Annotated in this window: 19 protein-coding genes and 4 tRNA genes; 16 read left to right on the top strand and 7 right to left on the bottom strand. The window is 31.7% G+C overall.

The features are described from left to right. Positions 1–46 precede the first annotated feature (46 nt). The 5 genes from KKC53_04970 to KKC53_04950 form a co-directional block, all read right to left on the bottom strand. Positions 47–1,030, bottom strand: coding sequence for an ABC transporter ATP-binding protein (locus KKC53_04970; GenBank protein ID MBU2598511.1), 984 nt, complete (start codon positions 1,028–1,030; stop codon positions 47–49). Positions 1,031–1,064: 34 nt separating this feature from the next. After that, entirely contained in the window at positions 1,065–2,033 is a 969-nt protein-coding gene (locus KKC53_04965; protein ID MBU2598510.1) for an ABC transporter ATP-binding protein, read from the bottom strand. Between the two features lie 66 nt (positions 2,034–2,099). Beyond that, positions 2,100–2,981: an ABC transporter permease gene (locus tag KKC53_04960; protein MBU2598509.1), complete on the bottom strand. Its 882-nt coding sequence runs from the start codon at positions 2,979–2,981 to the stop codon at positions 2,100–2,102. Between the two features lie 81 nt (positions 2,982–3,062). Further along, positions 3,063–4,079, bottom strand: coding sequence for an ABC transporter permease (locus KKC53_04955; GenBank protein ID MBU2598508.1), 1,017 nt, complete (start codon positions 4,077–4,079; stop codon positions 3,063–3,065). Between the two features lie 293 nt (positions 4,080–4,372). Continuing rightward, a complete protein-coding gene (locus KKC53_04950) occupies positions 4,373–5,932 on the bottom strand; it encodes an ABC transporter substrate-binding protein (protein ID MBU2598507.1) in 1,560 nt (519 codons plus the stop codon). A gap of 447 nt (positions 5,933–6,379) precedes the next feature. Between KKC53_04950 and KKC53_04945 the strand changes: the two genes are divergently transcribed. The 9 genes from KKC53_04945 to KKC53_04905 all read left to right on the top strand — a co-directional run bounded on the left by KKC53_04945 (position 6,380) and on the right by KKC53_04905 (position 18,184). After that, positions 6,380–7,162, top strand: a complete 783-nt coding sequence (locus KKC53_04945; protein ID MBU2598506.1) for an AAA family ATPase — start codon at positions 6,380–6,382, stop codon at positions 7,160–7,162. Continuing rightward, a complete protein-coding gene (locus tag KKC53_04940) occupies positions 7,137–7,709 on the top strand; it encodes a DUF721 domain-containing protein (GenBank protein ID MBU2598505.1) in 573 nt (190 codons plus the stop codon). The genes KKC53_04945 and KKC53_04940 overlap by 26 nt, the downstream gene beginning before the upstream one ends. A gap of 382 nt (positions 7,710–8,091) precedes the next feature. Beyond that, positions 8,092–10,002, top strand: a complete 1,911-nt coding sequence (gene gyrB / locus KKC53_04935; GenBank protein ID MBU2598504.1) for a DNA topoisomerase (ATP-hydrolyzing) subunit B — start codon at positions 8,092–8,094, stop codon at positions 10,000–10,002. Between the two features lie 28 nt (positions 10,003–10,030). Then, complete coding sequence (gene gyrA / locus KKC53_04930; GenBank protein MBU2598503.1) at positions 10,031–13,825, top strand: DNA gyrase subunit A; 3,795 nt, start codon at positions 10,031–10,033, stop codon at positions 13,823–13,825. Positions 13,826–13,875: 50 nt separating this feature from the next. After that, a complete protein-coding gene (locus tag KKC53_04925) occupies positions 13,876–14,472 on the top strand; it encodes an archease (protein MBU2598502.1) in 597 nt (198 codons plus the stop codon). Between the two features lie 121 nt (positions 14,473–14,593). Continuing rightward, the gene (locus KKC53_04920) at positions 14,594–15,343 is read left to right on the top strand and encodes a SagB/ThcOx family dehydrogenase (GenBank protein MBU2598501.1); all 750 of its coding nucleotides are present in this window, start codon (positions 14,594–14,596) and stop codon (positions 15,341–15,343) included. Positions 15,344–15,349: 6 nt separating this feature from the next. After that, a complete protein-coding gene (locus KKC53_04915) occupies positions 15,350–15,910 on the top strand; it encodes a methylated-DNA--[protein]-cysteine S-methyltransferase (protein ID MBU2598500.1) in 561 nt (186 codons plus the stop codon). A gap of 170 nt (positions 15,911–16,080) precedes the next feature. Next, a complete protein-coding gene (locus KKC53_04910; GenBank protein MBU2598499.1) occupies positions 16,081–17,535 on the top strand; it encodes an RtcB family protein in 1,455 nt (484 codons plus the stop codon). 145 nt (positions 17,536–17,680) lie between these two features. Then, positions 17,681–18,184, top strand: coding sequence for an RDD family protein (locus KKC53_04905; protein MBU2598498.1), 504 nt, complete (start codon positions 17,681–17,683; stop codon positions 18,182–18,184). Between the two features lie 3 nt (positions 18,185–18,187). Here KKC53_04905 and KKC53_04900 read toward each other — a convergent pair whose 3' ends face one another. Together KKC53_04900 and KKC53_04895 are read right to left on the bottom strand one after the other, a co-directional pair. Beyond that, the gene (locus KKC53_04900) at positions 18,188–18,874 is read right to left on the bottom strand and encodes a DUF2085 domain-containing protein (protein ID MBU2598497.1); all 687 of its coding nucleotides are present in this window, start codon (positions 18,872–18,874) and stop codon (positions 18,188–18,190) included. 39 nt (positions 18,875–18,913) lie between these two features. Continuing rightward, positions 18,914–19,330 (bottom strand): DUF4190 domain-containing protein, encoded by a 417-nt coding sequence (locus tag KKC53_04895; protein MBU2598496.1) that lies wholly within the window; start codon positions 19,328–19,330, stop codon positions 18,914–18,916. Positions 19,331–19,661: 331 nt separating this feature from the next. On the opposite strand from KKC53_04895, the gene KKC53_04890 reads away from it, so the two are divergent. The 7 genes from KKC53_04890 to KKC53_04860 all read left to right on the top strand — a co-directional run. Continuing rightward, a tRNA-Ile gene (locus KKC53_04890) sits at positions 19,662–19,738 on the top strand. Between the two features lie 16 nt (positions 19,739–19,754). Further along, a tRNA-Ala gene (locus KKC53_04885) sits at positions 19,755–19,831 on the top strand. A gap of 46 nt (positions 19,832–19,877) precedes the next feature. Continuing rightward, positions 19,878–19,954: transfer RNA gene (locus KKC53_04880), tRNA-Val, on the top strand. A gap of 60 nt (positions 19,955–20,014) precedes the next feature. Next, a tRNA-Ala gene (locus KKC53_04875) sits at positions 20,015–20,089 on the top strand. Between the two features lie 219 nt (positions 20,090–20,308). After that, the gene (htpX, locus tag KKC53_04870) at positions 20,309–21,166 is read left to right on the top strand and encodes a zinc metalloprotease HtpX (protein MBU2598495.1); all 858 of its coding nucleotides are present in this window, start codon (positions 20,309–20,311) and stop codon (positions 21,164–21,166) included. A 63-nt stretch (positions 21,167–21,229) separates the two neighbouring features. Next, on the top strand, positions 21,230–21,403 hold the full coding sequence (locus KKC53_04865) for a hypothetical protein (GenBank protein MBU2598494.1): 174 nt from the start codon (positions 21,230–21,232) through the stop codon (positions 21,401–21,403). A gap of 176 nt (positions 21,404–21,579) precedes the next feature. Beyond that, positions 21,580–22,624: AMP-binding protein (locus tag KKC53_04860; GenBank protein ID MBU2598493.1), on the top strand; the 1,045-nt coding region annotated here is incomplete at its 3' end.

Genomic DNA, 22,624 nt, shown 5'->3' with positions numbered 1-22,624 from the left:
CCTACATATTTATTTTTTATGTAAAACTGGATCTTAAATTAAATAGTTATTCTAAATGGCAAGCAACAAGATGGTTGTTTCCAATATCAATTAGCTCAGGTTCTTTCTTACTACAGATATTAATAACTTTTAGACACCTTGGATGAAATCTACACCCTTGTGGTGGATTAATGGGACTTGGAATCTCACCTCGAGGAATTAAGTGTTTCCTTCTTGCTTTAGGATCAGGAACAGGAACAGCAGAGAGTAATGCAATTGTGTATGGATGTTTTGGATTAGAGTAAACATCATAAATTGTTCCCGTCTCAAATATCTTGCCAAGATACATAATTGCTATCCTGTCACAAATATATTTTGTTGTTGCTAAATCATGTGTTATAAAAAGATATGTTAAATTAAATTCATTCTTTAAATCCATCATTAGCTTAAGTAGTGTTGCCCTTACTGAAACATCAGCCATAGCAATTGGTTCATCCGCTACTATTAATTCTGGTTGTAATATTAAAGCCCTAGCGATAACTGCTCTTTGTCTTTGTCCCCCACTTAATTGATGAGGATATTTTTCACAAAGAATTTTAGATGGTGTTAATCCTACTTTTTTCATAATATCTAAAACCAGTTCCCTTTTCTCAGCTTTATTACAGATTTTATGGATGAGAAGAGAATGACCTATTGAATCTCTGATTTTCATCCTTGGATTTAAAGAGGCATATGGATCCTGAAAAATTATCTGCATTTTTTTTCTGAAATTTCTCATTTCAGAAGGACTCAATGAAGAGATATCAATATTATCAAAAAATATTTTTCCTTCTGTGGGTTCAGTTAATCCTAATATAAGTCTTCCCGTTGTCGTTTTTCCACTCCCACTTTCACCAGCAAGCCCAAAAACTTCTCCTTTTCTTATATTAAAACTAATTTTATCTACTGCTTTAATAAAGTCTATTTTTCCAGCAAGGAGAGTTTCTAAAAATCCTTTTTGAACTTGATAATATTTTTTTAAATTTTTTACTTCAACTAAATTATTAGTCATAACCATTTTTATTAATTTATATTAAAATTTATAATCAATATAGCCAACATCTTACAAGATGATTTTCTTTTGCCTCCTTTAGTGGTGGTTCGTATATTGAACACTTTTTCATAGTACTTACACACCTTGGATGAAATCTACACCCAGTTGGAGGATTAATTAAGTCTGGAGGTGAACCCGGCATTATCTCTAAATCTTGCTTCTCGAGACTTATATTTGGTATAGATTTTAAGAGTCCAATTGTATATGGATGAAAAGGTTTTTCAAAAAGAGGAAAACAATCTGCAATCTCTACAATCCTTCCGGCATACATAATTGCAATTCTGTCTACAAGCTCAGAAACAACACCCATATTATGAGTGATTAATATTATTGTTAATTTATATAAACTTCTAAGTTCTCTTAACAAATCTAGTATCTGAGCTTCTACAATAACATCTAATGATGTAGTAGGTTCATCAGCAATAATCAAATCAGAATTAAGTGCTAATGCTAAACTTATCATTACTCTTTGTCTCATACCACCAGAAAATTGGTGAGGATAATCATTTAATCTTGTTTTTGAGATTCCAAGTCTGTCTACTAAATCCTCAGTACTCTTTTTAGCCTCTTTTTTATTTAATTCCTTTTCATGAGTTAAAATAGTTTCAACTATATGGTCGCCAATTCTCATCAAAGGATTTAAACTTGTCATTGGATCCTGAAAAATCATGGATATTCTCTTTCCTCTAATCTTTGTCATCTCTTTTTCTGTCTTCTTAACTAAATCCTCGCCATTAAACAGGATTTCTCCTCCAACAATTTTACCTGGTGGGGGTATAAGTCCCAGTATAGAAAAGCCAAGAGTAGATTTTCCGCAACCAGACTCCCCAACTAAACCCAGGGTTTCTCCCCTTTTAAGTTCAAGCCCTACATTATCAACGGCCTTAACTAAACCCACTCTGGTAGGATATAAAACCTCTAAATCTTTTATTTTTAATATAGTCTTATTTTTTTCATTCATTTTAGGATGTATATATTAAAAGATTATTTTTTTAATAATTATTTAATGCTTCATTAAGTATAAATTTTATCTTTCAGTAATTTTTGGATTTAATATCTCATTTAATCCTTCACCTATCATACTAAAACCTAAAGTGGTAAGAGATATCATTATTCCTGGAAATGTTATTATCCACCAGCTACCACTTGGTAAAAATGCTTTTCCTTGACTTAAATCCATACCCCAATCGGGAGTTGGAGGTGGAATTCCAAGACCTAAGAAGCTAAGACCAGCTGCGGTTAAAATTGCATCTGCTATATTAAGTGAAAAAACAACAACTATTGATTGTATTACATTTGGGAAAATATAATTTATTAAAATTGTTGATGGTTTTGCGCCTAAACTTTTAGCAGCTTCTACATACAACTCCTCTTTAATTGAAAGAGTATGTCCTCGAGACATCCTAAAATAGGTAGGTGTATAAACAAATGCTATAGCAACAGATATATTAATAACTCCAGGACCCAATAATGCTGCCATAGCAATTGCTAATATAAGTCCTGGAAATGAATATATGCTATCCATAATAAGAGAAAGTATCCTATCAATTTTTCCACCAATAAAACCAGAAAGAAGTCCAAGTGGTACTCCTGCTAGTGCTGAAAAGATTGAGGATAAAAATGCTATTAAGAGAACTACCCTTGCTCCATATATTACTCTACTAAAGATATCTCTACCTAAATTATCAGTTCCCATAAAAAAATTAGAATCAGGTGGTAAAAAGGGTTTACCTACAAATTTAATTGGATTATTGGGAGCAATAAAGGGAGCAAATATTGTAATAATTATTATAACCAATATAATAATGCAACCAATAACAGTTATATAGAATTCTGAACCATACCATTTTGCGCTTTTTATAAACCAACCGAGTAATCTGTGCGAAAAAAATTTATCTTCTTTTTCCATTTAATTTCCTTGCAATAAATTATATTCTTGTCTCAACATACTTAACTAAGAAGAAATATTTTATTTTTCATTTAAATTTCGTTAATATCTGATTCTTGGGTCTAAATAAGAATAAACAATATCAACAAGTAAGCTAACACCCGCTACTAAAATTGCGATAAAAACTACACTACCCTGGATTGATGGAAAATCCCGGTATAAAATCCTATCCACCAGGAATCTTCCCAAGCCGGGCCATGAAAAAGTTGTCTCTGTTAAAACTGCTCCAGCTAATAAGAGAGCAAATTGTAAACCCATCATTGTTATAATGGGAATAAGTGCATTTTTTAAAGCATGTTTATAAACAACAACTCTTTCAGAGAGACCCCTTGCTCTTGCTGCTGTTATAAAATCCTGACTTAAAACATCCAACATATTTGTTCTTGTTAACCTGGTAAAGACTCCGGAAATATATAAGCCCAAAGTTAAAGAAGGTAGTATGAGATGCTTTATTGCGCTTACTAAACTTACAATATTGCCATTTAATATACTATCTAATATAAAAAGCCCTGTTATTTTTTCAGGAGTTAAACCTGTTCCAATTCTTCCATAAACAGGTAGCAATTTTAAATATACTCCAAAAAATAACTGCAACATCAAGCCCATCCAAAAAACAGGGATAGTGTAAATTATTATTCCGTAGAGTCTAAATCCATAGTCAGCAAAACTTCTTCTTTTATGAGCTGAATAAGCTCCAGTAAAAATACCAACAAGGATACTTATTGCCATTGAAGTAATGCTAAGCTCAAGTGTTGCTGGAAATTTTTCTTTTAAGTCCTTTGCTATAGGTCTTCCACGAACAGGAGCCAAAGATTTACCTAAATCACCTCTTAGAAGATTATAAAGATATTCAAAGTATTGTATATAAAGAGGTTTATCAAGTCCCAAGCTATGTTTTATATCATCAACATATTCCTGTGGTGCACCAGGTCTTAACATAGCACGCACAGGGTCACCAGGCATAATTCTTACTATTAAAAATATTAAGGTTACTAAAACAAAAATCATTGGTATAGTAAGAAATATTCTGGTAATAATATAGGCTCTTAAGGATTTCATATTACTTTTTAATAGTTAAAAATATTTTAGAGACGTTACTAAAAATTTCAAATATAAATACTCTTAATTAAATTTAAATATTCTTATTATAATTATATAGAATGTATAGGTTAATTATGAAAATTAAGATTAATTTTTAATAAGGTTTTATTACTAAATTTGAAATATTTTAAGGGATATCGAGAGATATATCAAATTATAAAAGGAAGTAAAAATTAGAAGGATTTTGACAGCTAAAAAACTGTCAAAATCCTTCCTTTTAAATCCTTACTATATACCTTCTTTAAATTCTTTTATTTTGTAAGCAAGAAATAGTGAAGGAACATAGTAGGATCAAGTTTTATACCAGATACATTCTTTTGTGCTACAATAAGAAGTTGTCCCTGAGTGAACGGTATTGTCGGGCATTCCTTAGCCCATAGTTTCTGAGCATCTTCATAAATAGCCTTTCTCTCATCTCCTCTGAGTGGCGTAGTAACTTGACCTTTTTCCAGAATCTCGTCCATTTCAGAGTTACTATAGAAAACTCCTATATCATCAGAGGCTTCTGAGTGACCCCAAGACCAGGTGTAATTATCTGGATCAAGATAGTCAGGATACCAACCGAGTAGGAACAAAGGCATTGTACCCTCACCTAAATATTCAGTATAAGTTGCCCACTCAGCACTTTGAAGATTAACTTTAAAAATTCCTGTCTCCTCTAAGGAATCTTTCAAAATAGAAGCTATATCATCTTCAGTTGGACCATAATGGTCAGTTGTAAACCAGAGATCAGTTTCAAGTGGATTATCTTCACTATATCCAGCATCTTCTAACAAACTTATTGCCTTTTCTAAACCTCTTTCTCCATATTCATCTTTAAAAGCATCAATGTGGCTCCACATTCCCATAGGAACCATACTATACAGAGGAGCATGTGTACCCATAAATACAACATCAGATATCTTATTTCTATCAATTGCAGCAGCTACTGCTTCTCTAACTTTTACATCAGTATATGGGTCAGTAGTTGTATTAAGGCAGATGTAACGGATATAAGCACCAGGTCCTTCAATAATTGTTAGATCTGGATTCTTCTCTAAATCTTCATAATCAACAGGTTCTAAGGTTTTCCATGCTATATCTATCTCCTTATTTTCCAGGGCTAATCTCATTGTGGTGGAATCTGCAAAGTATTTAACTATAACATTACTGTATGCAGGAGGTGTTCCATAATAATCTGGATTTGCCTCTAATGCCATTTCAACATCTCTTTCCCACTTAGTAATTTTGTATGGACCAATACCAGCAGATGTGTTATCTGAGTCAATTTCACTTTCTGGATAAGCCTTTGGACTTATTGGAGTATAAGGTGTAGTTGCTACAAGGAGTGGGAAATAGGGAATGGGGTCTAGTAATTTAAATTTAACAGTTAGCTCATCTATAACTTCAACACTTTCCACAAAAGAAGTTACTAACCAGTTAGGATCTCCTTCTAATACAACAACCCTATCAATTGACCATTTAACAGCTTCAGCATTACACGGGGTTCCATCGGTAAATTTCAGTCCCTCTCTTAACTTAAATGTGTACTCAAGTCCATCATCACTAACTTCAGGCATGTCCTCTGCTAATCCTGGCTGAAGATCAGTTGTTCCAGCAACATAGGTCAGTAGAGTATCAGCTGTGTTGTGAAATATCTCCCATGTATGAAAATCGTATGTCTGTGCCGGGTCTAATTGTGTTACTGAATCAGTAGTACCAATAATAAGAGGCTCAGCAGAAACTGCTGGAGGACAACCAGTTAGTCCAAGGCTAACTGCAATTATAGTGGTTATTATTATACTTGTAGATAAAAATTTTTTAAAACTCATTTTTCCTCCTTTTCAGTGATTTTTAAAAAGAAAAAAAATCGCCACCATTACCACTTCTGTTATATTATATATTTTTCTAATAGCACCCCCTTTTATAAAGATTTTTAATATTAAACTAATATTATAATAAAATATATTTTATAATGTCAAGCTGTATCAAGGTAAATGTCATTTAAAATTTAAAAGTGGACACTTTTTTACAAATTTAAAATTTATCTAACAGCCGTATCAAGCCATAATGAAAATATTCAGTTTTGCACTAACTAATAAATCACTTTTCTCTCTTTTTTTATCTATTATACAATTACAAATAAAAATTTAAAAATATTATATATTATTATCTTGTAAGATATCTTAAAAGAATATTTAGTTCATATAATTTTAAGAATGAGTGATATAGTGTAGGGCAAGGCTTTAGTCTTGCTTATTAAAAATAGAGGTAACTCATTGTACTTAAAACGTTTAGAGCTTTCTAACTTTCGTAACTACAGATCATTGAAGTTAGAGTTAAAGCCGGGCTTAAACATGTTTATTGGAACGAATGCCCAGGGAAAAACAAATTTACTTGAATCAATATATTTTTTATCCTGTGGGTCGTCTTACAGAACAGCAGACAACAAAGAAGCAAATTTTATTGTAGTTATGTTTTCACCACAAGACTTAGACATAGTAAGGTCATCACCTGTTTATAGACGTCAGTTTTTAGATAGAATCTTAAATCAGATCAATCCTGAGTATAGACATCATTTTGAAAGATATCAAAGGATACTTAACCAAAGAAATTCACTACTGAAACTATTTCATTTAACCGGTAACAGGAAGAAGATTGTAAACACAATTGATTTATGGAACAGATTGTTTGTAACCCCAGGTTCTTTTATAATAATGGAGAGAATAAAACTACTTGAAATTTTAAATAATTTAGCTAAGGAGTTTATTGATAGGATTCCCATAAATGGGAAATTAGAGATTTGCTATAGTACCTCTATGTCTGTTGAAAAAAAAGATAAAATAAAAGATATAGAAGATGAGATGTTAAGAAAATTAAAAGAAAGGCAAAAAAGAGATATTTCTATAGGAGTAACAACTATTGGTCCACACAGATATGATATTAAAATTACTATTGGGGGAAGAGATGCTAGGCATTACGGATCAGGTGGACAACAAAGGATGAAGTCTAAAATATCAACTTATTTAGTAGAGAATGGAAAAATCAAGGTTTGGCAATAACATGAAAAAAATAGGAGAAATTTTACCCTCGATTCTCAGTAGGATGGGAATTATTAAAGGTATTGAACAGGGGAAAGCCGTTGTTTTCTGGGAAAATATTGTTGGGGATGATATTGCTCGACATGCAAAGCCATTCAAAGTAAAAAAAGGAATTTTATATGTTGAAGTAACAAGTTCAGTATGGGCACACGAACTTCAGATGATGGAGCCAGAGATAAGAAATAGGATAAATAAATATTTAGAAAAGAGTGTTATTAATAAAATAAGATTTTATCCTGCAAGATCCAACAGACTATTTAAAAAGATTGATACCAAAGAGACAAAAATAGTCCCAAAAGTAAATAAACTATCAGAAAAGAAAGATAAGACTCTAAAAACAATAAAATTATCAGAGAAAACAGACAGGGTTTCAAAAACAAGGAAATTATCAGAAAATCAAAAGAAAGAGATTGATAAAATTAGTTCACAGATACCGGACGAGGATTTGAGGGAGCACTTTGAAAAAGCAATGGAGGGTCAAGCAAAAAGAGAAAATACCGATAAATAAAGAATTGATCGTCTAAGATCCCTTCCTTCGTGTAGGGGTAGTTCAAAAACCCTATTATTAAATATTTATAAGGCTAAATGTGTGATTTTATGATATAATTTATTTAATGTTTTTCATAATTTTTTTAAAAGAAATAAATAAAGAGAGGGAAAATTACCCTCTTGTTTATTTTTTAAATTCACTTTTTAAAGTCATATAACAAATATTAATTAATGCAGCAAAATACACAGAAATTTTAGAAAGAAGAAAGATACAAAAAATGTTTCTATTTGGCATTTCCTTTTTTAAAACCCCTAACTAAGGAAGTGCCAACATTCTGATAATCAAAATTTAAATAAAGATCAACTTAATTTTTTATTAAGATGCCTTTTAAAGGGAGATAATTAAATTGGTTAAAAAAACTTATGATGTTGAAGATATAAAGGTTCTAAAAGATCTTGAAGCTATAAGAAAAAGACCAAGTATGTATATCGGTTCAACAGGTCACAGAGGGCTTCATCACTTAATTTATGAGGTCGTGGATAATAGCATTGATGAAGCAATGGCGGGAGCATGTTCAAAAATACTTGTTGTAGTATATAAGGATAATTCAGTAACAGTGATAGATGATGGAAGAGGAATACCTGTAAAGAAAATGAAAAAATTTAAAAAACCAGCAGTAGAGGTTATTTTAACCACACTACATTCTGGGGGTAAATTTAGTGAAGATGTGTATAAGGTTTCAGGAGGACTACATGGTGTAGGTCTCTCAGTAGTAAATGCATTGTCCAGTAAACTAATAGCTGAGATTAGAAGAGATGGTCATGTATTTAGACAAGAATACAGTAGGGGAAAGCCAATCACAAAATTAACTAAATATGGTAGTTCTAAAAAACATGGAACAATGATCAGGTTTTGGCCTGACCCTGAAATTTTTGATGATATAAATTACAAATCTGAAACTATATTAAAATACCTAAAAGAAATGGCTTATCTGAATAGTGGATTACAAATTGTCTATCAGGATGAGAGACATAAGCCACCAATAGTTGAAGAGTATAAATATAAAGGTGGAATTGTTGATTTTGTAAAAGATCTGGTTTCAAAGAAAGATTCACTACATAAAGGAGTAATGTATTTCAAAAGTAGTGTGAATACAAATCAGGTGGAAGTAGCCATGAAATATACAACTGGTTATAGTGAGAATTTATACTCTTTTGCTAACAATATTCATACTCATGAAGGCGGAACACATGAAAGCGGATTTAAGAAAGCATTAACCAGGGTGATAAATGATTATGCACGAAATAAAGGAATCCTAAAGGATAAAGATGAAAATTTAACAGGGGAAGATATAAGAGAAGGTCTTGTAGCAATTTTAAGTGTGAAGTTAAGAGAACCTCAATTTGAAGGCCAAACAAAAACGAAACTGGGAAATAGTGAAATGATTGGTATAGTTGAATCGATAGTTAATACAAAATTAAGTGAATATTTAGAGGAACACCCCACTTATTCGAAAGCCATTTTAAACAAAACAATCAATGCAGCAAGAGCAAGAGATGCTGCAAAAAAAGCCCGTGAACTTACTCGCAAAAGAGGACTACTACAAAGCAGCTCTCTTCCTGGAAAATTAGCTGATTGTAGTATAAGTGACCCATCATTGGGCGAGATTTTTTTAGTAGAGGGTGATTCAGCTGGAGGGAGCTGTAAACAAGCCCGGGATAGGCAGTTTCAAGCAATACTACCACTAAGAGGTAAGATATTAAATGTGGAAAAATCAAGGGAATTAAGGGTATTAAGTAGTAATGAAATTCAGGCAATAATTACTGCATTAGGGACTGGAATTAAAGATGAGTTTAACATAAAAAATGCCAGGTATCATAAAGCAATTATCCTATGTGATGGCGATGTGGATGGTTCACATATAAGAACTTTATTACTCACATTCTTTTATAGATATATGAGGGAATTAATTGAGGCAGGATATGTTTATATAGCTCAACCCCCATTATATCTAGTAAAAAAGGGGAAGAAGAATTACTATGTATATTCTGATGAGGAACTACAGCAATTATTGAGCAGGATAGAAAAGAAAGGAATTACTATGCAGAGGTATAAAGGTTTAGGTGAGATGAATCCCGAACAACTGTGGGAAACTACCATGGATCCAGGGAAAAGAGTAATTCTTAAAGTTGGGATAGAAGATACAATATCAGCTGAAGAAACATTCTCAACTTTAATGGGAAGTCAGGTAGAACCTCGCAAAGAGTTTATTCAAAAAAGAGCAAAAGATGTAAGATTCTTAGACATTTAAAAATGATATTAAACAAGGAGAGATATTATTGGTAAAGCAAATAGTTAGTAAAGTAAAACCTGTTGATATAGAAGAAGAAATGAAGAAATCATATCTTGATTATTCAATGAGTGTGATTGTTGGAAGAGCCCTTCCTGATGTTAGAGATGGATTAAAACCTGTTCATCGAAGAATTCTTTATGCGATGTATGATATGGGCATAACAAATGATAAACCTCATAAAAAAAGTGCAAGAATCACAGGTGAATGTTTTGTTAAAGATACTCTAGTATTAACTGATAGGGGCTTAATCCAAATTAAAAATATAAAATGTGGAGATAAAATTTATACACAAAATGGATTGGGAACAGTTACAAAATTATATGAAATGCCAGAAAAAAAATTATTAAAGGTAACACTCGAAAACGGTCTTTCTAATATTGTTACCCCTTCACAAAAATTTAAGGTCTTAACTCCTGAATGGAAATTTGAATGGAAAGATGCAAAAGACTTAAATTATGATTTCATTACCATAAGAGCTACATATCCAAAAATTAAAGAAAATGTAAAATTAAAAACAGCTCAATCACATCAGACCAAGCACTTAAATGAAAATATTGGATATCTATTAGGACTTTTTTTATCTGATGGTTCTATATCCAATGATTATGGCAGTAAGAAACTTCCAAGACTAAGCTTCTATGGCAGTAAAGAAGTTATAGAAAATGTTACCTCTATTTTTAAACAAGAGTTTGATTATACTCCAACCATTGAATTAAAAAAAGGTGTCTCAAACAACTTATATTTTATAAGAATAAATAGAAAAAATATAAATGAATTCTTTGTATCTAATTTTAGTTTAGAGGGAGTTAATGCACTAAAGAAAAAAATTTCAGAACAGATATTTAATTCTCCAGAAAATGTAATATTTGCTTTTATCTCTGGATTAATTGAAGGAGATGGTTCAATTCATAAAAATAGGTGTACAATCCATTACGGTTCAATTTCTGAGAAAATAATAGATCAATTAATGATTATTCTTCAACATTATGGAATATTTAGCTCTAAATACATAAATAAAAATATAAAAAGTCATTATGTTTGTGGTAGAAAAGTTATTGCGCGACACCCTTTTTATTATTTAGAGATACAGGGGAAAAATGCAGTTAATCTGGCTAAAAAACTTAAGTTAATTAACAGAAAAAAACAAGAACGTGTTCACAGAATAGCAGCTATTAAAAGGAAAGATATAGGATTTCGATATGATATTGTTCCTTATGCTGGAGAAAAAATATTTAAAGAATTAAGCAAATACCATCGTGGAGGGGGATGGTATAAGGATATCAATGAAAATAAATTCAGAAGGGGAATTAAATATAATGGGGGTTGTAAAATAAGGTATTCTAAGAACCTTCATGAAAAGCCATTAAGAAAATCACAAATTATAAAACTGGGTATCAAAGCTAAATTGAAAAGGGTAGGTTCAGATCTAAATAATTTCGTAGAAGAGATTATCCACGATGACATATATTTTATGAAGGTATCTTCTATAGAAGAGGTTGAACCACAAAAAACTTATGATATAGAAGTAGAAAAAGAACATGAATTTATAGCAAATAGCATGATTTCTCATAATTGTCTTGGGAAATATCATCCACATGGTGATACCGCGGTCTATGATGCTTTGGTCAGGATGGCTCAAGATTTTTCTTTAAGATATTTACTAATTGATGGGCATGGTAATTTTGGTTCAGTTGATGGTGATAATCCAGCTGCCATGAGATATACTGAGGCAAGATTATCATCTCTTAGTATGGAGATGATAAGAGACATTAACAAAGATACCGTTGAATTTGTTGACAATTTTGATGGTAGCTTGAAGGAGCCAGAGGTACTACCCTGCAAATTTCCAAACCTTCTCATAAATGGCTCATCAGGTATTGCTGTAGGTATGGCTACAAATATGCCACCACATAATTTAAATGAGGCTGTAGACGGAATTATTGCATATATAGATGATCCAAAAATATCTTTAAAAAATCTAATGAAGAAAATAAAGGGCCCCGATTTTCCAACAGGTGGGTTGATTTTAGGAATGGGGGGTATAAAGGAAGCATATGAAACGGGAAAGGGTAAAATAACTGTGAGGGCAAAGACTCACCTTGAAACCATGAAGAGTAAGAAAAAAAGGATTGTTATAACTGAGCTTCCATATCAAGTCAACAAAGCAAATCTAATTAGAAAAATAGCAGAATTAGTGAGAGGGAAAAAAATTGAAGGAATATATGATTTAAGAGATGAATCTGATAGAAGCGGGATGAGGGTAGTTATTGAGCTAAAAAAGGAATCTCAACCTTATGTAATTCTAAATAATCTATATAAACATACTCAACTTCAAGATACTTTCGGAATAATAAATATTGCACTGATAGATGGTGTTCCCAAGCTTATAACAATACATGAACTAATCGATAACTATATAAAACATCAATTCAATGTTGTAATAAGATTAACAAAATATGAACTAAGAAAAGCTAAAACCAGAGCTCATATATTAGATGGCATACTCATAGCCTTGGCTAACCTGGATAAAGTAATTAAACTTATAAAGACGAGTAAGACGGTTTCTCAAGCAAGACAGAGATTAATAAAAAACTTTAAGCTAACAACAATTCAGGCACAAGCAATTTTGGATATGAAACTTCAGAGATTAACAGGACTTGAGAGAGACAAAGTTCAAAAGGAGCACAAACAGTTATTAGAAAAGGTTGAATACTGTGGAAAGGTTCTTAGTGATGAAAAACTAGTGTATCAAATCATTAAAAAAGACTTGAGAGATATTGTTAAAAGATTCGGTGATGAGAGAAGAACTATCATAACTCCAACAGAAGAAGACATAGATATTGAAGACCTAATTGCCGAGGAAGACATGATAGTGACAATAACTCATTCTGGATATATAAAGAGAATACCAATTACTACTTATAGAAAGCAGAGGAGGGGTGGAATAGGAGTTATGGGAATGAATCTAAAAGAGGATGACTTTGTTAAACACCTCTTTATAAGCTCTACTCACCAATATATGCTGTTTTTTACAAATAGGGGTAAGGTTTATAAGATTAAGACTTATGAACTTCCAACTGGAGGTAGAACTTCAAAGGGCAAGTCTATCAGGAATTTTTTTAACTTTAGTTATAATGAGAGAATTGAGATGGTTATCACCACTGATAATTTTAAATTTAAAGAATTCATTATAATGGTCACTAAAAATGGTTTAATAAAAAAGACGGAACTTTCTCAATACAAAAATGCAAGTAAAGGTGGTCTAATTGCAATAAATCTAAAAAAGAAAGATGAAATAGTTGGTGTTTCAAGAATAAAGCCGAAAGAAGAAGTAATTCTAATATCAGCAAATGGGAAAGGAATAAGATTCGGAGAAAATCAGATACGATCAACATCAAGAAACACTATGGGTGTAAGAGCAATGAGACTTAACAAGGGTGATAGAATACTTGGAATGGGAATCGCTACTGATGATACAGATCTATTATTGATTACTAAAAAAGGCTATGGAAAGAGAACAGCCATCTCTGAATATAAAGTACAGAGAAGAGGCGGGAAAGGAGTTATTGCAATTAAAACTGATTCAAAAACTGGGAAACTTATTGGGTGCAAGGTAGTTAGAAAAAACAATGAACTGGTCTTAATATCAAATGATGGAACTCTCATAAGAGTGTCTGTTGATAGTATAAGAAAAGTTGGTAGGCAAGCAAGAGGGGTCAAAGTGATGAAATTAAGAGAAGGGGATAAAGTAAGTTCTTTAGCAAAAGTAACAGGGGGTTAAATTAAATATTCTCTTTATCTTTTTAAATGATTTTTTGGAGTTAGATTAATTTGATTAGGTTTCGGACATTAGATCATACTGCTGATATAGGAATAAAAGCTTATGGTGAGACATTAGAAAAGCTATTTCGCAATACTGCATTAGGGATGTTCTCCATTATAACAGATTTGGATAAAGTTAAATCATCCAGAAATTTTTATATCCAAGTCAAAGGAGAGGATGAAGAAAATCTACTAATTAAATGGCTAAATGAACTTTTATACCTTTTTGACACAGAATACTGTCTATTCAATAGATTTGATATAAAAATAAATGAAATTTCTGATTATAATTCATACAAAGAAAAATCTTATGAGCTAAAAAATAATAAAGAGTGCAAAGAAATAAAAAATAATTGTTATTGCGAGGGACAGGGTCCCGAAGCAATCTCTAATGAATCGGATAAAAAAATAAATAAATTTAATAACTCTTCAAAACACAAAGAGAATGATGAAAATAAAAAGCTGTTGTTAAAAGCAGTAGCCTGGGGTGAAAAGGTAGACCTAAAAAAACACCCTATAAAGATAAGCATAAAAGGTGCTACATATCATAAATTAGAAATTAAAAAAAATGAAATATACATAGCCTCAATTTTTTTCGATGTCTAACAACTTTTAACATCCTTATATCAATTACCCATTTTGCACAACTAAGTCACTAACAAAAATGGTATAATAAAAAGAAAAAAATTTTTTAATTTTAAATTCCCAAATAAAAAAACCTATAGAGATGGAAATTTATATAAAAAGACAATTTTCATTAAAAATTATTCTGAAATTACTATTAATTACTGTAGTTGTATTAACTGTTGTTTTTACAAATATTGGGTGCAATATTTTAGTTACCAGAAATGAAGAAGAACATAAAGAAAATGAGGAATCAGAAGACGTTGATTTTCAAGAGATAATTAGTCTTCCTGAACCAAAAATAAAGGGTGAAATGAGTTTAGAGGAAGCAATTAAAGATAGAAGGTCTATTAGAAGTTTTGACGAAAAAGATCTTAACCTAGAACAGATTTCACAACTTCTATGGGCAGCACAGGGAATAACTGATGAAAGAGGTCACAGAGCTTCTCCTTCTGCGGGCGCCCTTTATCCTCTTGAGCTCTATATTGTTAAGAAAGATGGTGCATATCATTACATACCAGAGGGACACAAGTTGGAGATGATATTAAAAGGGGACTTAAGGAAAAAGTTAAAAGATGCTTGTTTGGGGCAACAATGGATTGAGGAAGCACCAATTAATATAGTGATTACAGGAATATATAAAAGAACCACAGTAAAGTATGGGGAAAGAGGAATTAGATATGTTCATTTAGAAGCAGGACATGCATGCCAAAATATTTTGCTCCAGTCGATATCCTTAGGATTAGGAGCTGTACCTGTTGGTGGTTTTCATGATAGGGAAGTTCAAGAAATATTAAATTTAGAGGAAAATTATATCCCATTCTTTGTAATTCCAATAGGCTATAAGAAATAACAATAAATGGAAAACATATATGTTTCAAATATAGAATCTAATATAGGGAAGATATTTATAGCGTCATCAGATAAAGGACTTATAAAAGTAAGTTTGGATTGTAGTAAAGAAGATTTTATAAAATCTTTGGAAAATAAATACAGCTCAAATTCACATAAATCAGGAATTGTATTTAATTATAATAAGAACAGCTCAAAGATTTACTTAAGTAATTATAAAAATAAAAAAATATTAAATCAAATAAAGAGTTATTTGATAGGAGATTTAAAGAAATTTAATATTAATATTGATATAAAATTAACTGATTTTCAAAAAAAGGTTCTTAATGTAGTTAAAAGAATTGAGTATGGCAAGGTTAAATCTTACAGACAAATAGCAAAGGAGATAAAAAAACCAGGAGCAAGTCGAGCTGTTGGGAATGCAATTGCAAAAAACCCTATTCCGATAGCCATTCCATGCCATAGAGTTGTAAAAAGTGATGGAACAATTGGAGGCTTTGGAGGCAAAGTGAATCGAGTGGATATAAAAAGAAAGTTACTTAAAATAGAAGGTCTGGAATTAAAGTAAAATTTATATACTTTTGTTATATTTTGATGGTATATTAAAAGTGTGAATATATTTTATTTTTCAATAAGATAAAAATAAATATAATTTAATTTTCTAATAATCTATAACTTCAAATAAAATATATATAGTGAATAGATTTTTAGAATTCTATTAAACAAAAGGTGATAGTTATGATAAAACTTAGATATGAAGTAAATAAAATTTCCGATTACAAATGGGAAATTCCCAAGGGACAGAAAGAGGGAATGAAAGTTCCTTGCATAGTCTTTGCCAATGAAGACCTACTTATAAAAGCTGACCAGGATAATGCTTTAGAACAGGTTGTAAATGTTGCTACACTTCCTGGTGTTGTGAAAGCATCATTTGCCATGCCAGATCTTCATTGGGGATACGGTTTTCCAATTGGTGGCGTTGCTGCTATGGACATGGAAACTGGCGTTATTTCACCTGGTGGTGTGGGTTTTGATATCTCATGCGGGGTAAGGATGCTTAAAACTAATTTAACAAAGGATGATCTAATACCTGTGATGGAAAAGCTCATGTATGAATTGAATAGAAATGTACCCAAAGGAGTAGGAGTTGGAGGGAAATTAAGATTGAGCAAAGATGAACTTTCAAAATTAGTAACCCAGGGTGTAGATTGGGCTATTAAAAAAGGTTATGGTTGGAGTGAGGACAAACTTTATGTAGAAGATAGGGGAAGGATGCCAGATGCAAATCCCAACAAAGTTAGCTTCAAAGCTTTAAAAAGAGGACAAAGTCAGGTAGGAACATTAGGTGCGGGAAATCATTATTTAGAGATTCAGGTTGTAGATCGAGTTTTTAATGAGAAATTGGCAGAAGTTTTTGATTTAAAAGAAGGTCAGATTACAGTTATGATACATTGTGGTTCAAGAGGATTCGGTCACCAGGTATGCTCTGATTATATTGAGGTTATGAGAAGAGTAGTTGCAAGAGAAAGATATAAACTACCAGATAGACAATTAGGTTGTGCCCCTATAAATAGTAAGGAAGGAAGAGATTATTATCAAGCAATGTCATGTGCAGTTAATTACGCTGTAACCAATAGACATGTTATAGGTCATTGGGTGAGAGAGAACTTTGAGCGTATTTTTAATAAGAGTGCTGAAAAATTGGGTATGAATCTAATCTATGATGTCTCTCACAATATAGCAAAATTTGAGAAGCACAAATTTGATGATAAAGAAAAAATATTATGTGTGCACAGGAAGGGGGCTACTCGAGCATTTGGACCAGGCCACCCCGATCTTCCAGAAAAGTATAAATCTTATGGACAGCCAGTTATAATTGGTGGAACTATGGGAACTGCCTCCTATCTACTCATTGGGACTGAAAAGAGCATGAAGGAAAGTTTTGGCTCAACATGTCATGGTGCTGGAAGAGTGATGAGTAGAGGAAAAGCGAAAAGATTATTTAGAGGAGATGATCTAAAAAGAGAGCTTGAGTCTGGAGGGATAAAAATTATATCTGATCACATGTCAGGTTTAGCAGAAGAGGCTCCAAAAGCATACAAGGATGTAAATGAAATAGTCGATGTAACTCATAATGTTGGAATATCAACCAAAGTAGTAAGACTTAAACCACTTGGTGTTCTAAAAGGGTAACTATCTTTGTAATGTAACCTTTATTATAATATTAGGTAATACCTAAGCAAAAGTGACCTAAATTTGAATTTTGTTTTATAATAGAGATAAGTTTTTATTTATTTATTTTCTATGTATTTTAAAAATTTTTAAAAAGGAGGGGAAATTGAACCAAGAAGAGATTAAAAAAGAAGAGGAGATAATTGAAGAAGTAAAAGAGGTAGAAGAAGCTGTAGAAGAAAAAGTTGTAGAATATAAAAAAGCAGATGTTTTTAAAAGATTTGTTGCTTATTTAATTGATGCGATTCTAGCAAGTGTTGTAAGTCTAATACCAGTTGTTGGTGGATTAGTAGCTGGCACATATATGCTTTTACGTGATGGCTTTGACTTTATGCAAAATAGAAGTCTTGGAAAGATGGCTGTTAATTTAAAACCTATAGTAGTAGAGACAGGTGCTAATTGCGATCTTCAAACATCTGCAAAGAGGAATTGGCCCTTTGCAATAGGATATTTTTTAGTAGCAATACCTGTAGTTGGATGGATATTTGCAGTACTACTCTGTATACCTCTGTTAATTTATGTGATTATTGAAGCAGTACTTGTTTTTACTGATGAGAAAGGACTAAGGTTTGGGGATAAGATGGCTGGAACACAGGTTATAGAATTATAGTAGTTAAGTAATCTTAAAAAAATGACTTCTTAGGAAAGCAAGGGTTAAAAGGAGAGAAATCGATAATACTAATGATATAAATATTTTTCCAGATAAGGATATTTCTTTTCTATTAATTATCGGCTTAGTAAATACAGACTGGATAAATAGATAGATAACTAATGAAAAAAATAAAATTTCTGAGATTATTAATAAAGTTGCTAATAAGAAAAAGAGCCCTATGAACTTTATAAATAAATAATTTATTATTATAAAATCAACAAAGGGAAGAATTAACCAGAATATAAAAATATAAACTGACTTTGATTTCTCTTTTGAATTTGAATTCAAGCTACTAATTTTTAAAAAGGCTTCTGATGATATCAAACCTAAAAAATTTCCAACTAAAACCCCAGTTAAAAGCCTTATCTGATTTGTAAGAGATAATAAATTAAAGAATTCTATAAAAACTTCAATTCCCATTAAAATAATAGAGATTATCCCAAAAATAACATAACGTTTTGATATAAAATCTCTATATTTTCTATTTAATATTAGACAGGATATGAATGAGATTAAAAAACTGAAATATATACCAGTACATCGGGAACATAATGGCATGGTTAAGTTTTTATATGTAAGGGAGCGTTCTATAATCTGATGGCAGACAGCTGAACCAAAATAGTTTAATATTTCGTAATATAAATCCATTAACCCATTTTAAAAGTATACTATAATAAACCACTAACTTTAATATTGCAATGATTCTCCATAAAGATAATCCATTAATCTATTTAAAAGTGGTTTTCCAAAGGTCATTAAAAATATACTAAAAAGACCCAAAGATATTCCTATTATACCCAAAATTATCCCAGTTATGGCAAATCCTTTCCCCTTTATTGAAGCCTTACCCCTATTTATAGCACTGTATTCTAAAATTCCAACTATTAATGCAGCTGGTCCTAAAAGAATATTAAGATAAAAGCAACAACCAATTGTTACTGCTGCTATTCCCAGAACCAAAGCTGCAATTGCCCTTCCACTTGCTTTATCAGGTGGATAAATTGAAGTATCTATAGAAGCTTCACTAATTTCTGGTTTGGGCTGTTCTTTCAGTTTCATTTCAGTTTCTAATTCCATTTCTTGTGAAAATTCTTTTTCTTGCAAAAATTACCTCCTTGTTTGAGAAATTTTTTAAAATTCTAATTAGATATTCCATTATTATATGAATATTTATAAGAAAAATTCAAATTAAAATATTAAATTTCAAAATAAGAATTTAATACTGTGTCATTACGAGGGACAAAGTCTGAAGTAATCTCATTAATCAAACGAGGCTTTAAAATTAGGTAATATAGAAAATAAAAATCTACATTTTATATATAGAAATTTTGAAAATTGATTTTCCAATTGCCATTATTATTTTATTATTTCTTATACATTATTAGCTTCATATCTTTACAAATTTTTAAAAAGATAAGATAATAACATTAAAGATGGGCTTATAGCTCAGTAGGTTAGAGCGCATCCCTGATAAGGATGAGGTCCCTGGTTCGACCCCAGGTAAGCCCACCATATTATTTTATTCTGTGGGGGTGTAGCTCAGTCCGGAAGAGCGCCTGCTTTGCACGCAGGAAGTCACCGGTTCGAATCCGGTCATCTCCACCATGTTTTTAACTCTAAAATAAACCCATTTTATAAAAATATAATGTGTGGGGACATAGCTCAGTTGGTTAGAGTGCCTGGATCACAACCAGGAGGTCTACGGTTCGAATCCGTATGTCCCCACCACTAACCTACTTTTGTTTTAAATTTTAGTTAGGTAAGATATTAGATGATATATATAGTTATGGGGATGTAGCTCAGTGGAAGAGCGCCTGGATCGCACTCAGGAGGTCGTGGGTTCAAATCCCATCATCTCCACCAATTTTTATTATAAGAACATTTTTATTTTTTTAGATTTTGTGATAGAGACTCATCCTATAAAAGTTAACTAATTTCACAATTGATATTTGAGTGTAATATTAGTTATAATAATTTAGTTTAAAATTTATAACAAACATTAAAACTACTGAAAACTATTAAAATTAATTAATAAATTGAAAATTTAGTTTTTATATAAGATCTATAAAAATTGGAGAAGTGATGAATATAATAAATTATGGAAAAACTTTTATGCTAATGGCTATCTTGACCATTATTTTTGTTCTTATTGGTAGTGCAGTTGGAGGAAAAAATGGTGGTATATATGGCCTTATTTTAGCTGGATTAATGAACTTAGGATCCTATTTCTTTTCTGACAAGATCGTGTTAGGAATGTATAGAGCTAAACCTCTTTCATATAATGAAGCTCCACAGCTGCATGAAATGGTGGAAAAATTAAGGCAAAGTGCTGGACTTCCAATGCCTAAGATTGCTATCATTCCAACTAAGGTTCCCAATGCATTTGCTACTGGAAGAAACCCCCAAAATGCAGTAGTAGCTGTTACTCAAGGGATAACAGAGTTTTTAAATAGAGAGGAGCTTGAGGGAGTTCTTGGTCATGAACTTGCTCATGTAAAAAACAGAGATATTTTAACTATGACAATAGCTGCAACATTGGCTGGTGCTATAAGTATGATCAGCAGAATGGGAATGTATAGTGGTTATGGTGATAGCGATGATAGAGGAAGCGGTTCAGGTGGTAACTTTTTAATAGCATTAGTTGGTCCAATAGCAGCAATGCTAATTCAGATGGCAATATCAAGAGCACGTGAATATGAAGCAGATAAAGCTGGGGCAGAGATTTCAGGAAAGCCCGAAGCTTTAGCATCAGCTTTAAATAAATTATCACAAGCAGCTAAGATGATGCGTATGAGGGTGAATCCATCTACTGCACATCTTTTTATAGTGAATCCATTAAGTGGTGGTGGTCTGATGACGCTGTTTTCAACTCACCCTCCAGCAGCTGAGAGAATAAAAAGGCTATTGGAAATAGCAAGACAGATGGGAAGAATCCAATAAATTAATTAAAAATACTTAATTCTAATTATTAATTGAATGAAGTTCTTCTTTGGGAGTGTAATTATGGATTATGGTGAAATTATAAGAAGAGCCTGGAATATAACCAAAAAATATAAATACTTATGGGTTTTTGGTTTTATATTGGCTTTGTTTGGAGGTAGAGGGGGATATAGTAGTAGCAATTCCATCTGCCTGGACATTAACATTTTTACAGATAACAAAACCAAAACTACATGAATAGAAATACTTTACTTAATTAATTTTAGTATATAATGTGTCCAGTGATAGGGGTTCAGTCCATTTATAATCTAACTAAATATTTTTATCAGGTATCTTAAATATAAAAAGTAGAAATATATTGATTATTACCATATCTTAGTAATATTTAAAGTTTTTTAAAGGGGTGTTTATTCATGAAAAAAATATGGCAGAAATTTTATCAAGAGGGAGTTCCACACAGTATTGATTACCCCAATATAACAATTCCACAATTTTTAGAAAATACTGTAAAAAAATATCCTAAGAATATAGCTATAACCTTTTTTGGAAAGAAGCTAAATTATAAGGAACTTTCCGAAAGTGTTGACAGATTTGCCACTGCATTATCTGATTTAGGCATAAAAAAGGGAGACAAATTTTCAATTTTTTTACCCAATTGTCCCCAGTTTGTAATTGCTTTCTTTGCAGCACTTAAGGTTGGCGCTATTGTTGTGAACACCAATCCTCTTTATGTTGAGAGAGAGCTTATATATCAGCTAAATGATTCAAGTTGTAAAACAATATTGTGTCTGGACCTTCTTTATCCAAAGGTTAAAAATGTAAAGGACAAAACAGAGCTTAAGAACATAATTGTTACATCAATCAAGGATTATTTACCATTCCCACTAAATTTACTATATCCAATAAAACAAAGAAAAGAAGGTCATGTGGTTAAAATTGAGAAAGAACCTGGACTTTGTTTTTTCAAAGAATTGTTGAATAAATATTCTTCATCACCCCCAGATGTTGATACATCTCAAGAAGAAGTTGCATTATTACAGTACACAGGAGGAACAACTGGAATATCAAAAGGATGCACACTTACTCATAAAAATTTAATAGCCAATACCTTACAATGTGAATCCTGGTTTGTTGAAGCAGTTGAGGGGAAAGAAATTATGCTCAGTGCACTTCCCTTCTTTCATGTTTTCGGCATGACAGTAGTAATGCTTTATTCTGTGCAAAGCGGATTTAATATGATTCTTGTGCCCAAGTTTGATACTGAGTCAGTACTTAAATTGGTAAAAAAATATAGGCCTACAATATTTCCAGGTGTTCCCACGATGTATTCAGCAATAAATCACCATCCAGACGTTGAAAAATATGATCTTTCTTCTATTAAATATTGTATTAGTGGTGCAGCACCCTTACCGGTTGAGGTTTGCAAGAGGTTTGAGGAATTGACTGGAGCAAAGTTAG

It is taken from the genome of Actinomycetota bacterium, assembly GCA_018830725.1.
Taxonomy (GTDB): domain Bacteria; phylum Actinomycetota; class Humimicrobiia; order JAHJRV01; family JAHJRV01; genus JAHJRV01.
This window is presented reverse-complemented; position numbering and strand designations above follow the sequence as displayed.